The organism is Oceanospirillum sanctuarii (assembly GCF_002150805.1).
Taxonomy (GTDB): domain Bacteria; phylum Pseudomonadota; class Gammaproteobacteria; order Pseudomonadales; family Halomonadaceae; genus Oceanospirillum; species Oceanospirillum sanctuarii.
The window spans coordinates 484,633-498,672 of sequence record NZ_MTBA01000001.1; the positions used below are offsets into that span (position 1 = coordinate 484,633).

The following is a 14,040-nucleotide window of genomic DNA, read 5'->3' on the forward strand; positions in this document are numbered from 1 at the left end:
TTTTTAATCAATCACGTCTCTTTGGACGTTTGACCGGGGAGGTTGCCCTCCCCAGCAGAATTGCTGAACGCTTAAACGCGTTCAATGATCAGAGCAATACCCTGACCTACACCGATACACATAGTGCACAGTGCATAGCGACCACCGGTGCGGTGCAGCTGGTACATTGCAGTGGTTACCAGACGTGCGCCGGAAGCACCCAGAGGGTGGCCCAGAGAGATCGCACCGCCATTCGGGTTAACGTGTGCAGCATCATCTGGCAGACCCAGATCACGCATTACCGCCAGCCCCTGAGAAGCAAAGGCTTCGTTCAGTTCGATAACATCCATCTGCTCCAGAGTCAGACCTGCTTTTTCCAGAACCTTGCGGGATGCTGGTGCAGGACCAAAACCCATGATGCGTGGCTCAAGACCTGCAGTGGCCATGGCTACGATACGGGCTTTTGGCGTCAGGCCATGCTTCTCAGCCGCTTCTTTGGAAGCGATCAGAAGGGCACAGGCACCGTCGTTAACGCCAGACGCGTTACCAGCAGTCACAGAACCACCTTCACGGAAAGGCGCTTTCAGTTTTGCCAGTGCTTCCAGAGTGGTTTCTGCACGCGGGTGCTCGTCGGTATCAACAACAACCGGATCGCCCTTACGCTGAGGAATCGTTACCGGGCAGATCTCTTCGTTGAACAGACCTTTTTCCATTGCTGCAGCGGTTTTCTGCTGACTACGGAATGCAAACAGATCCTGATCTTCGCGGGAGATATTGAAATCTTCGGCGACGTTCTCAGCAGTTTCCGGCATGGAGTCAACGCCGTATTCCGCTTTCATCTGTTTGTTGATGAAACGCCAGCCGATGGTGGTATCGTACAAGCCATTCGGATTGCGGCTGAAAGCAGATTCCGCTTTACCCATCACGAAAGGTGCACGGGACATGGATTCACAACCACCGGCGATCATCAGGTCGGTTTCACCGGCTTTGATTGCACGGGCAGCCATACCGATAGCATCCATACCGGAGCCACACAGACGGTTAATGGTGGTGCCCGGAACGCTGGTCGGCATACCGGCCAGCAGTGACGACATACGCGCTACGTTACGGTTATCTTCACCGGCCTGGTTAGCGTTGCCGTAGATCACATCGTCAACTACAGACCAATCGACTTGTGGGTTACGCTCCATCAGGGCTTTAATCGGGATAGCACCCAGATCATCAGCGCGAACGGAGGACAGGCTGCCGGCATAGCGGCCAAAAGGGGTGCGAATCGCATCGCAGATATAAGCGTCTTTCATGCTTAAAGTTCCTCTAAATGCTCTGATGAGTTACTGATCGGATACGTTGGTGGAATCCGTTGGGATAATCTCGCCTTTAATCTGGCGGGATTTGCCACGGAAATGGGCTATCGCCTGGCCGCTGGAATCACTGATGGTCACATCGTAGATGCCACTGCGACCGGTCAGGCTAACCTTTTTCGCTTCAGCGATCAGGGTGTCTCCCAGCTTGCCCGGAGCAACAAACTCGATGTTGCAGCCAGCAGCTACGGTGACTTTGTTGTAGCTGTTGCAGCTGTATGCGAAAGCGGTATCCGCCAGAGTAAAGATCATGCCGCCGTGGCAGATCGCGTGTCCGTTAGACATGTCTTTACGCACCAGCATGCTCAGCCTGGCGTAGCCTTCACGAACTTCCAGAATTTTCATATCCAGCGCCTGAGCAGCCCAGTCGCTTTCGTACATAGTGTGTGCACAGCGGCTGGCCAGTTCATCCGGCGTCAGGTTTTCTAATGCAGTGTTTTCATTAGCCATGGAATTTCTGTGCTCCAAATACTTTGCGACGTAGCAGTGGGGAAGGGCGGTAGCGATCTTCACCATAGCTGTTAACCAGATTGGTCAGAACGGTGTGGATGTGCTCAAGGCCAACGTTGTCAGCCCAGGCTAGAGGGCCTTGCGGGTAGTTCACACCGCTTTGCATAGCGATATCGACATCCTTGGCAGAACAAACCTGCTGGTTTACGGCATCCGCACCTTCGTTGGCCAGCATGGCAACGGTACGCATCAGAACCATACCGGCCACATCATCGATTACAGAAACCTGCATGCCGATCGCTTGGAACAGACCAGCTGCCTGATTCAGGCTCTCTTCTGATGTCTGATCCGCTTTGGTCAGAGCGATACGGGTTGCTTTGCTGTAATCCAGCGCCAGATCAAACAGCACCAGCTGACGACGCTGTGCAACAGAAGCACGCTCAGTTGCCATGCGGCCATCGGTCAGGGCAATGACCAGATCACCGATGGAGATACGACCATTGTGGTCGTGTTCCGTTGAGCGATGAACCTTGATACCAGCTGCTTCAATACGAGCGATCAGTGGCTCGGCACAACCCATTTCACCTTCAACCGTAATACTGGTTGGTGCGGTTTGAGGCGCCAGTGTCTGAGCTTCCGGCTTCTCTGCGCCTTCAGCGTAGTTGTAGAAACCACGACCGGTTTTACGACCATGGAAGCCCGCTTCAACGAGATCTTTCTGGATCAGAGAGGGCAGGAAGCGTTGGTCGCCGTAATAGGCATCAAACACAGAGGAGGTTACTGCGTAGTTGACGTCGTGACCGATCAGATCCATCAGTTCGAAAGGACCCATACGGAACTGGCCAGCTTCTCGGGCAATAGCATCAATCGTAGCTTCGTCAGCACCGCCTTCTTCAAGAACACGCAGACCTTCAGCGTAGAAAGGGCGTGCCACACGGTTAACGATAAAGCCCGGTGTAGACTTCGCCATTACCGCATGTTTGCCCCATGCGACGGACAGATCATAAACCTGCTGAGCAACGGCATCAGATGTCGCCAGGCCCTTGATCACTTCAACCAGCTTCATAATCGGAGCCGGGTTAAAGAAGTGCATACCGACCAGATTCTCAGGGCGCTTCAGGGCAGAGCCAATAGCGGTCACTGAAATTGAAGAGGTATTCGTCGCAAGGATCGTCTCTTCAGAGCAAAGCTCTTCCAGTTCAGAGAAAACAGACTGTTTAACTGCCAGATTTTCAACGATGGCTTCAACAATCAGTTTGGCGGGAGCCAGATCAGACAGTGTTTCGGTCGGTTGAATACGGGCAACCAGCGCATCTTTATCGGATTCGCTCATCTTGCCACGGGCAACCAGTTTCTCCAGACCTTTCGCGGTACGATCAAGACCAGCCTGAGCCGCACCTTCCATTTTGTCGTAAAGCAGAACGGTATGACCAAACTGAGCCGCTACCTGTGCAATACCGGCACCCATGGTGCCTGCACCGATAACAGCAACAACATCATTCGCGGTTAATGGGTTAAGAACGTTAGATGACATGACTAAACCTTACTGACCTTTGAAGGATGGCTGGCGTTTTTCCATAAAGGCAGCAACGCCTTCACGGTAATCCTCGGTGCGGCCTGCGATGGTTTGCAGATCACGTTCCAGATCCAGCTGCTCATCCAGAGTGTTGGTTGCAGATGCCTGAATAGCACGTTTGATAAGCGCCAGGCCTTTCGTTGGTTGAGTTGCCAGCTCTTTAGCGGTTGCGATAGCAGTTTCTTTCAGCGCTTCGTCGTCTACCGCTTTCCAGATCATGCCCATCTTTTCGGCATCTTCAGCAGAAACACGGTCGCCCAGCATAGACAGCGCCATCGCACGAGCCTGACCTACGGTGTGAGGCAGAGTCCAGGTACCGCCGGAATCAGGAATCAGGCCGATTTTGCAGAATGCCTGAATGAATTTGGCGGATTTAGCAGCGAATACGATGTCGCAAGCCAGTGCGATGTTGGCACCCGCGCCTGCAGCTACACCATTAACCGCGCAGATAACCGGCATTTCCAGAGCTCGGATTGTGCGGATCATAGGGTTGTAGTTTTTCTCGATGGACTCACCCAGATTCGGTGCTTCAGCACCCGGAGCAACATTACGGTCACTCAGATCCTGACCTGCACAGAAACCACGGCCATTACCTGTGATAACCAATGAGCGCACTTCAGGGTTTTTCTTAACTTCTTTCAGCGCTTCACGAACTTCAGCATGCATCTCAGCGTTAAAGCTGTTCAGACTGTCCGGGCGGTTGAAGGTCAGAATGGCTGCGCCATCCTCAATCACAAATTCGATGTTGTTGAATGACATGACTCAGCGTCCTTTAAATTCAGGTTTACGTTTTTCCATAAAGGCAGCAATGCCTTCCTGGCGATCTTCGGTAGCAGCCAGCAGCGTGAAAGACTTACGCTCAATGTTCAGGCCGGATTCGAGATCGGTTTCAAAAGCTTTAAGCAGGGCTTCTTTCGCCAGACGAACCGCAATAGGCGGCTTCTTAGCGATGGTTTTAGCCAGCTGGTGGGCGCGTTCGATGGTTTTCTCAGGGATAACCACCTCAGCAATCAGGTTGGCCTGAAGTGCTGTTTTGGCGTCGATCATCTCGCCGCTCAGAACCATCTTCATCGCCAGTGGCTTGCCAACGGTGCGGATCAGGCGTTGTGTGCCACCAGCACCTGGGATGATGCCAAGATTGATTTCAGGCTGGCCGAAGAGGGCGTTGTCACCGGCGATAACGATGTCGCAATGCATAACCAGTTCACAGCCGCCGCCCAGAGCGTAACCGTTGACGGCACCGATAAGGGGTTTGCTGAATTGGTAGATGCGGCGCCAGTGTTTCGGGCGGGCGTCGTTCATTACGCCAACAGCGTCCAGTGCCGCCATCTCTTTGATGTCAGCACCAGCTGCGAAGACCTTTGGGCCTCCGGTAATAACAGCGACGCGAATGGATTCATCCTGGTCGGCCTGATCAAGCACATCTGCAACTTCGCTGAGCAGCAGAGTATTCAGTGCATTGAAAGCCTCAGGTCGGTTAAGAGTGATCGTCAGAACACCCTCAAGAGATTGAGTGGTAATAGTCTGATATGTCATTCAGGCAGTATCCGGTTGCAGTATTGCTTTTAAAAAGCTTGTTATTGGAATTCCGGCTGATTTCTCTCTGCATGAAGTACTGGTCAGTCATCTTCTGTTGGCAACCTGCTTTGGGTTCCCTTGTATAGTTTTCTTATGTGGTGCTGTGAAAACTTGTTGTGACTGTATCTGACTTCTTTATGACACTGACATGCAGTCTGTCAGGTATTCCCTGAGCGCTTTTTACAGAAGCACTGAATGGGCTGACGGGGAGGGCTGGTGCAGTATCCAACGATAGAAGGAGGTTTCTTCGGTTCTGTTGACCTCTATGAAACCTTCAGATCGTGGAGCCAGTCGTCCGATTGTCTGGTGTCATTGATGTCCGTTACTGCAGAGATAAGCGGACAGAATTCTTTTTGTTCTGTGATAAAGACTACCGTAAAGATGCAAAGGGATACAAGAGTTAAATTGAATGGCAGGGTTTCGGTATCGCAAATTATGGTGTATCTTGAAGCCATTGTTTAAACAGGACAAAACTCTTCTATTCCTCTTCTATTCTTAGTACAGCTGCATCTTCTGAAGATTAGCTAAGAATAGACAACGCCTGAGTCTGCTGCAGGTTTTAACTGCAAAGAAACAAGGTTTTGTGGTGAGGCTTGCCGAAGCAGGAAGATTTACGAGACAGAGATTGAGTCCACAAAAATGATCCGATTCAACTTTGAATCCGCTGCAGGGAAATTAAGCTGATGGCCGCTCTGGCTGAGGGCTTAGCGCTACATTTTTACTGAAGTGGTTCGATGAGTTTGGTATCAAAAACGATCAAGCTGCAGGTGCTCTGGCACCAGATGCGTGTCACAGGGTTTACACAATAATAATGTGATACGGAATAACTTGGAGAGAACGATAAAATGAGTCAAGAACAGTTTTTTCAGCGTCATCAGGAAACTCTGGAGCAGGCGGTAAGCGCCATCAAAGCCCGTGATTACTGGACGCCATATCCTGAGAACCCAAGCCCGCGTGCTTACGGTGAAACTGCCGCTGCTGACGGCGAAGCTGCATTCAAAGCCGCTCTGGGCAAATCTTTTGAGCTGGAGATGCCGGGCATTGTTGGTGAAGTAGAGGGTGAAGTTTCCCCTTACGGCATCGACATGGGCGTGCGTTACCCTCAGGTTGACTTCGACCAGCTGATCGCTGCGATGAAGCAAGAAACCAAAGCATGGCGTGATGCGGGTCCTGATGTTCGTGCAGGAATCTGCCTGGAAATTCTGGATCGTCTGAACAAGCGCAGCTTCGAAATCGCACACGCTGTGATGCACACCTCCGGTCAGGGCTTCATGATGGCTTTCCAGGCCGGTGGCCCTCACGCACAGGATCGTGGTCTGGAAGCTGTTGCTTACGGCTACCGTGCCATGAAAGAAGTTCCGGCTGATGCGACCTGGACTAAGCCTCAGGGTAAACATGATCCTCTGGTTCTGAACAAGAAGTTCCACATCGTGCCACGTGGTGTATCTGTTGTTGTGGGTTGTTCAACGTTCCCAACCTGGAACACTTACCCTGGCATGTTCGCGTCTCTGGTAACCGGTAACCCGGTTATTGTTAAGCCGCACCCAGCATCTATCCTGCCAGCGGCTATCTCTGTGAAAATCGCTCAGGACGTGCTGAAAGAAGCAGGTTTTGCGCCGCACATCGTATCTATGGTTGCAGACACTCTGGAAGCGCCAATCACGAAAGAACTGGCAACTCATAAAGATGTGAAGCTGATCGACTTCACAGGTTCCAGCTTCTTCGGTAACTGGCTGGAGCAGAACGCGACTCAGGCGCAGGTATTCACCGAGAAAGCTGGTGTAAACACTGTGATCATCGACAGCGTTGCAGATATCAAAGCGGTAGCCCGTAACCTGGCGTTCACTCTGAGCCTGTACTCCGGTCAGATGTGTACTACAACTCAGGCGATCTACATCCCGCGTGATGGTATCAAAGCTGGCGATGCTCAAATGAGCTTTGATGAAGTTGCTGAAGCTCTGTCTGTTGCGACTTCTAAGTTCCTGAGTGACAACGATCGCGCTTGCATGGTTCTGGGTGCGATTCAGGCTCCGGCGACCGTAGCTCGTATTAAAGAGTGCGAATCTCTGGGTGAAGTGGTTCTGGCAAGCCAGAAACTGGACAACCCACAGTTCCCGAATGCTGAAGTTCACACGCCACTGATTCTGAAGGTTGATGCTTCTGATATCGAGAAGTACAGCGAAGAGCGCTTTGGCCCAGTATCTTTCCTGATCGCTACTGACAGCACCGCTCACAGCATGGAGCTGGCGAATCAGGTGATCTCTGAGAAAGGCGCGATCACTCTGGGTATCTACTCCACAGATGATGCAATCCTGGATCAGGCTGAAGAGTTGGCGATGGACGCAAAAGTTGCACTGTCTGTGAATCTGGATGGTGGCGTGTTCGTTAACCAGTCTGCAGCCTTCAGTGACTTCCACGCGACTGGCGGCAACCCTGCTGCTAATGCGTCTCTGACAGATACAGCATTTGTATCCCGTCGTTTCGTTGTGGTTCAGAGCCGCCGTCACGCATAAGACTGACTTAGGCCTGTAACAGGGTCTGTAAAGCGCCCTCATCTGAGGGCGTTTTTCTGTCTGCAGTTTCTCTTTTATCACGTAAAGGTTGTGTGCTTATCAGGTGTTCTTGAGGTCATGGTTTTTTGATCGCGGGAATGGCCTGTCTGATACTCTTTAGATGATTGAAGAAACCAGAATAAGAAGGATAACGCGATGCAGAACAACGATTTTCAGGGGCAGGTTTACAGTATCGACGGTATTGTGCCTGTTGTTGACCCAACGGCTTATGTTCATCCCACTGCGGTGCTGATTGGTGACGTCATCGTCGGGCCGAACTGCTACATCGGACCGAATGCCTGTCTGCGTGGTGATTTTGGCCGTCTGGTGATTAAAAAAGGTGCCAATGTTCAGGATACCTGCGTGATGCATGGCTTTCCGGGCACCGATACCATCATCGAAGAAGATGGTCATATCGGCCATGGCGCTGTACTACACGGCTGTCATATCGGTAAGAATGCGTTGGTCGGCATGAATGCGGTGATCATGGACAACGCCCGAATCGGCGAATCTTCCATTGTTGCGGCCTGTGCCTTTGTTAAAGCAGATTTTGAATGCCCGCCGCGATCTTTGATGGCAGGAACTCCCGCCAAAGTGATTCGCGAACTGTCGGATAAAGAGATCGCCTGGAAGGGTAAAGGCACTGCTGAGTATCAGAATCTGGCGGTGCGTTGCCTCAAGACCATGGAGCGGGTTGCACCGCTGACAGAGCCTGAAGCAGATCGTAAACGCGTAGAAATTCCGGATGTTAAGCCGCTGTATGAAGTGAAGCAGTCCGACGAATCCTGATTGGCATCCGATGTCTTTCATTTCGGACTGTCTGACTAAGAATAAAAAAGCTACAGATTAAGGAGACCAAGGTGTCCTACGAAAATATTATTGTTGAAGCTCGTGGTGCCGTTGGCTGGATTCAGCTCAACCGTCCGCAGGCGATGAATGCACTGTCCATGGCGCTGATTACTGAAGTGGGTCAGGCGATTGAAGCCTTTCAGGCGGATGACGAAATTGGCGCTATGGTGATTACCGGAAACGAGAAGGCATTCGCCGCCGGTGCCGATATTAAAGACATGGAAGACCAGTCTTTTATCGATCTGTTCCTGAGCGATTTCCCGTATAACCGCCGAGATGGCTGGGACAGTCTGAATACCGCCCGTAAACCGATTATTGCTGCCGTTTCTGGTTTTGCACTGGGCGGTGGCTGCGAGATGGCGATGGCATGTGACTTTATTCTGGCTTCTGAAACTGCCAAATTTGGTCAGCCGGAGATCAATATTGGTACGATTCCGGGAGCCGGTGGTACCCAGCGTCTGACTCGTGCTGTCGGCAAGGCGAAAGCGATGGAGATGTGCCTGACCGGTCGCATGATGGATGCTGAAGAAGCAGAGCGTGCAGGTCTTGTAAGCCGTATTCTGCCGGTTGAAGAGCTGGAAGCAGAAGCGCTGAAGGTAGCGGGTAAGATCGCTAAGCTATCACGTCCGGTAGTTTATATGGCGAAAGAGGCGGTTAATGTGGCCTTTGAAAGCACGCTGCAGGAAGGTCTGCGTTTTGAGCGTCGCGCCTTTGCTTCAACTTTCGCGACTGAAGATCAGAAAGAGGGTATGGCTGCATTTGTTGAAAAGCGTAAGCCTGAGTTCAAGCATAAGTAATTCTGTTTGATTCCTTCCGGTCGTCGGATTCCTTCCGGCGACCCTTAAGCCAGATCAAAAAATGGCTAAGATTTTCTCCTAATACCGCTTTTCCCACAAAATCTAATGGTTTTTTAGCGTCTGCTTGATAATAATTAACTTAGATTTATTAAAAATATCCTGATAAATCTGAAGGTTACAGGGTTGTAACGACTAAAGAGTATTTAAAATGCAGTATTTTAAATGGTACTCTTGCTATATTAGCTTTTAATATGAGTTGGTCTCAGGCCAATTCAGTTCGTAACGGCGAAGATTAGGTAGGCTGGCAATTGATTGCATTTTCCCTTAATGGAGTGGGGCCGCAGGCACGGATCGCCCTGTCAGGACTTTTCTTAATCCTGATACTGGCACCGCTTGAAAACCTCTATGCCGACACTTCTGTGTCAGCGGATCCCCAGATTCTTAAACTGGGTAAGCTGATCTTTTCTGATCGACGTTTTTCCGCATCCGGAGAAACCGCCTGTAGTTCCTGCCACCGGCCAGAGCATGGTTTTTCTGATCGTGTGCCTTACTCCACTAAAGATGATGGCCAGCTGACAGAGCTTTCAACGCCGGCTTTGTTTAACATGAAGCATAAGATCGGTTATTTCTCTCAGGATCCGGTTTTCTCCTTAGTGGCAGCAGTTGAGCGTTGCATGAAGACCAACCAGGGTGTGTCAGTACTGGATATTTTTGTCACCCTGAAAAAAGATTCGACCCTTAGCAGCATCTCTACCGCAAGTTTTGGCCGGGCCAGTGCAGGGGCCGTGTTTAAGTCCGTTGCTGCATATCTGGAAACCATTCAGACCTCTAACAGTCGCTATGATCGCTATATGCGTGGTGAACTGATCGCCCTGACGCCTGCTGAGCAGATGGGGATGGTTCTCTTTGAGCAGAAGGGCTGTGTCTATTGCCATACCGGTAAAGGCATGGGGGGGATGGTCTATATCGAAAGCGTTGACGAAGATTCCCTGAGAGAAGTGCAGGTGCCACGACTTCGCAATTTGTCCCTTTCTGCTCCTTATTTTAGCGATGGTTCAGCGCCAACCCTTGCAGATGCGATTCGCCGTATGAGTCAAAAGCATAATGCAACGGCGGTGACGGCTCAGGAACTTGAGAAGATACGGTTGTTTTTAATGAGCAATGAAAGCTCGATCAGTGATTTTGAGGGCCCTGTGCGCTATGAATATGAACGCTAAATTCTGGCAAAAGCTCTCAACGGCGGTGCTTTGGGCCTGTATTGCTGGCCTGATGCTGTTGTTTCCCGTGATGGTTTATCTGCTGCAGCCAACGTCTGATATTCAGCAGAACGAAATTCGCCATGAGATTCAGCTGCAGAAAAATATTCTTTCCCAGTTACGTGCCGAGACGGCTCTGCTGACATCCGGACATCGGGATGATCCAAGAGAAGAGATTATCTCCTTACTTGATCAGTTGTATTCCAGCGTTTATCAGGTGGATGTTCATCTCGGTAAGGTGCGCGGCAATATTGAAGATGCTTCCCGCAGTTGGGAGCGCTATGCCAATAGTCTGGATGAGCTACAGGAAATAATTCTCAATGTGTCGTCTGCCTCGGCGCTTTACGGCTTGTCGGTGACTCAGCTTGAGAGTGTTTTCATTAAAGCTGAAGGTGAACTGCAGAAGTCAGACCTGCCAACAGACATGGTCAAAGACTATGATCTGCAAATGGTTAAAATGATGCTGATAGCGCTTCGCTATGCTGCTTTACCATCTGACAGTACAGCATTACGTCTTGAGGCAGAGCTTGAGCAGATTCGTATCGATGCCGATGCCATTCCCTCAGCTCAGGCGCAAAAAGCCTTTGGCCGTGTGGTGCGCTATGTCGACGGCCTGATGCTTTCAACTCAACGTATTCGTGAAAATGCCACCCGTTTAACGGAGCTGCCGAGTTACTACCACCTTGATAGCTTTGATACCCGTTTTGAAGATTGGGTGACCAAAGCGCAGGAGCAGCAACGCCAGAGTCGCTGGACACTGCTGGCAGCCGTGGTCCTGCTGATCAGCGCTGTGATTATCGCCCTTGTGCGACTCAAGTTTACTCAGGAACGCTTGCTTAAGACGAACAGTACTCTAACGGCCTACAAAAAGGCGATGGATGAGCATGCCATTGTCAGCATTACCGATCCCCGTGGCCGAATTGAATACGTTAATAAGAAGTTTGTTGATGTCTCCGGGTTTAGTGAAGCGGAACTGATCGGCAGTACCCATAAAGTTGTGAACTCAGGGGTGCACCCGAAAGGCTTCTTCAAGGCACTATGGGATCAGGTGCTTAGTGGCGAAACCTGGCATGACGAAGTTTGTAATCGTCGTAAAGATGGCAACCTCTACTGGGTTAATGCGACTGTGGTTCCTATTCTGGATGAGGAGCGTCAGGTTGCGTCCATCATCTCCGTGCGAACCGATATCTCAGCCATTAAGCAGACTGAGCGAGCACTTACCGCTGAGAAAGAGCGCGCTGAAGTTGCCAATAAGGCTAAAGGTGATTTTCTGGCCAACATGAGTCATGAGATCCGTACACCGATGAATGCTGTAATCGGTATGAGCCACCTGGCGCGTCAGGCGTCTGAAGATGAACAGGTCATAGGTTATATCGACAAAATTCAGCATTCTGCTCAGAATCTGCTGTCCATTATCAACGACATTCTGGACTTCTCGAAAATCGAGGCTGGCCGTCTGGATGTCGAACAGATTCCTTTCCGTTTAGACAATGTGATCAATCACTTAGCGGATGTGGCATCTGTAAAAGCCAATGAAAAGAATCTGCCCCTTTTGTTTGATATCGATGAGCGTATTCCTCATGGCTTGGAAGGTGATCCTTTGCGTCTTGGGCAGGTACTGCTGAATCTGGTCAATAACGCCATCAAGTTCACCAATAAAGGCGAGGTAGTTGTTTCCGGTCAGTTGCTGGAAGAGAGTGAAGAACAGGTCAGGGTTCGCTTCTCGGTAACCGATACGGGTATTGGTCTGTCCAAAGAGCAGATTGGACGTTTGTTCCAGTCCTTCTCTCAGGCGGATACCTCAACAACCCGTCAATACGGCGGAACCGGATTGGGGCTGGCGATCAGCAAGCAGCTGGTTGAGCTGATGAACGGCGAGATCGGAGTGCACTCTGTTGAAGGCGAAGGTAGTGAGTTCTTCATCACTCTCAGCTTTAAGCGACATGAGGAAGACGGCTCTGCGGAGCAGATTGATCTGGGCAGTATCCGCGTTCTGGCGGTAGATGACGACAATACTGCGCTTCAGGGGGTTCGGGAGCTGCTTGAATCTCAGGGAGTGGCTGTCGAGACGGAATCGGACGCTCCAGCAGGCCTGAATCGTTTGGTAAATGCTTCTGCCATTGGCGAAGAGCCCTTTAATGTGCTCCTGATCGACTGGCAAATGCCGATCATGGATGGCTTTGAAGTGGCAAAAGCAGTTCGCAATAACTCCTCTCTGCCATGGCAGCCAGCGATTCTGATGCTGACAGCTCACGGTGGTGAGGATCTGCAGCGTCGCATCAACCATAACCTGATTGATGGCGTTCTGCTGAAACCGGTCACAGGTTCCCATCTGTTGAATGCGATTCAGCAGACGGTTGTCAAACGCTCCCGGACTCATCAGGGACCGACGATTCGTACGCTGTTCCGTGAAGGTGATGAGATTAACGCCCTGCTTGGGGCCAAAGTACTGATTGCAGAAGACAACCTGATCAATCAGGAAGTCATTACCGGTCTTCTTGAGCCATACGGCCTTGATTTGACAGTGGTGGGCAACGGTCGTGAAGCGGTTAATGCCCTTCAGCAGAGCGAATTTGATCTGGTATTTATGGATATTCAGATGCCGGAAGTTGATGGTTTGCAGGCGACGGGCCAGATTCTGCAGATGCAACTGCCAAAAACACCACCGATTATTGCCATGACAGCCCATGCGCAAAGTGAAGATGTAGAGCATTGTTTGGCGGTTGGTATGCAGGATCATATTGCTAAACCAATCGATCCTGAGAAACTTAAGGAAAAACTGATTCGCTGGATTGAGCCTAGAGTGATCTCCGGCTATTCTCCCGAAGCTTTGAATGATGTTGATGGTATTGAGATCCCCTGCTATCTGCCGGGAGTGAACATCAACAAGGCGATGCATTCGCTGGGCGGCAACGTCAAACTGCTGATGAAGCTGATGGCTCAGTTCTGCAGTGACTATCAGCGAGGCGTAGAACCAGCGCTGGAACTGATGGCGACTGGAGACTGGGATACCCTCAAGCGTTGGCTGCATACCCTCAAAGGGACTTCAGCAACTCTGGGGATGGAAGATGTTGCTCATAATGTCGATATCATTGAGCGCATGGGCTTTGATCAGATGCTACCAAGCAATGAAGATCTTAAGCCGCTTAATGAAGAGCTGCTGCGAGTTATCAATTCTGTCACTGAATGCATGCAGAGTAAGGCTAAAGCACTAGCCGGAGATTCGGTGGCTAAGGATGATAAGAACAGCTTCGCAGCCAGTCTACAGCCTTCGATATCCCGTAAAGATGGTGGAGAGCGTCTGAAAGATCTGGTTCCTCAGATTATGAATCTGCTGGAGCAGGGTGATCCTGAGGTGCTGGACCTGCTGCCGGAGCTTTTAGAGCTGCTTCAGCTGGATGCTGATCAGATGGCGCTGGCGATTCAGGTGATGGAGCATGCTGAAGTTTATGAATTTGATGAAGCGCTTAACCTGTTAACCGAACTGCAGTACTAAGTCATCAGGCAGCGCAAAAGACAAGCCATTAAAAACGGTTAATTCGTGCAAACGAACAAGTACACATTTCAACAAGTACCTATGAGCCGAGATTGCCCTGGATAAACGTATTTAATCCGGGCATAAGAAAAGTTTTTTCGAGCAGG

The 14,040-nt window shown here is 50.7% G+C and carries 10 protein-coding genes; 5 read left to right on the top strand and 5 right to left on the bottom strand.

Features of this window, described 5'->3' with window-relative positions:
- Positions 1-71: 71 nt before the first annotated feature.
- Genes pcaF through paaF form a run of 5 tightly spaced genes read right to left on the bottom strand, consistent with a single transcriptional unit; the run spans position 72 to position 4,902 of the window.
- A complete protein-coding gene (gene pcaF / locus BV405_RS02150) occupies positions 72-1,280 on the bottom strand; it encodes a 3-oxoadipyl-CoA thiolase (RefSeq protein ID WP_086479198.1) in 1,209 nt (402 codons plus the stop codon).
- 30 nt (positions 1,281-1,310) lie between these two features.
- Positions 1,311-1,790, bottom strand: coding sequence for a hydroxyphenylacetyl-CoA thioesterase PaaI (gene paaI, locus BV405_RS02155; protein ID WP_086479199.1), 480 nt, complete (start codon positions 1,788-1,790; stop codon positions 1,311-1,313).
- Positions 1,783-3,324 (bottom strand): 3-hydroxyacyl-CoA dehydrogenase PaaH, encoded by a 1,542-nt coding sequence (gene paaH / locus BV405_RS02160; RefSeq protein WP_086479200.1) that lies wholly within the window; start codon positions 3,322-3,324, stop codon positions 1,783-1,785. The genes paaI and paaH overlap by 8 nt, the downstream gene beginning before the upstream one ends.
- Before the next feature lie 9 nt (positions 3,325-3,333).
- Complete coding sequence (gene paaG, locus BV405_RS02165) at positions 3,334-4,125, bottom strand: 2-(1,2-epoxy-1,2-dihydrophenyl)acetyl-CoA isomerase PaaG (RefSeq protein WP_086479201.1); 792 nt, start codon at positions 4,123-4,125, stop codon at positions 3,334-3,336.
- A 3-nt stretch (positions 4,126-4,128) separates the two neighbouring features.
- Positions 4,129-4,902: a 2,3-dehydroadipyl-CoA hydratase PaaF gene (paaF, locus tag BV405_RS02170; protein ID WP_086479202.1), complete on the bottom strand. Its 774-nt coding sequence runs from the start codon at positions 4,900-4,902 to the stop codon at positions 4,129-4,131.
- 887 nt (positions 4,903-5,789) lie between these two features.
- On the opposite strand from paaF, the gene paaN reads away from it, so the two are divergent.
- The 5 genes from paaN to BV405_RS02195 all read left to right on the top strand — a co-directional run bounded on the left by paaN (position 5,790) and on the right by BV405_RS02195 (position 13,894).
- Positions 5,790-7,457 (top strand): phenylacetic acid degradation protein PaaN, encoded by a 1,668-nt coding sequence (gene paaN / locus BV405_RS02175; RefSeq protein ID WP_086479203.1) that lies wholly within the window; start codon positions 5,790-5,792, stop codon positions 7,455-7,457.
- A gap of 195 nt (positions 7,458-7,652) precedes the next feature.
- A complete protein-coding gene (gene paaY, locus BV405_RS02180; protein WP_086479204.1) occupies positions 7,653-8,285 on the top strand; it encodes a phenylacetic acid degradation protein PaaY in 633 nt (210 codons plus the stop codon).
- A 71-nt stretch (positions 8,286-8,356) separates the two neighbouring features.
- Positions 8,357-9,142, top strand: a complete 786-nt coding sequence (locus BV405_RS02185; protein WP_086479205.1) for an enoyl-CoA hydratase — start codon at positions 8,357-8,359, stop codon at positions 9,140-9,142.
- A 308-nt stretch (positions 9,143-9,450) separates the two neighbouring features.
- Positions 9,451-10,359, top strand: coding sequence for a cytochrome-c peroxidase (locus BV405_RS02190; RefSeq protein WP_086479206.1), 909 nt, complete (start codon positions 9,451-9,453; stop codon positions 10,357-10,359).
- Entirely contained in the window at positions 10,343-13,894 is a 3,552-nt protein-coding gene (locus BV405_RS02195) for a response regulator (protein ID WP_176330014.1), read from the top strand. Before BV405_RS02190 ends, BV405_RS02195 begins: the two co-directional genes overlap by 17 nt.
- Positions 13,895-14,040: the final 146 nt, after the last annotated feature.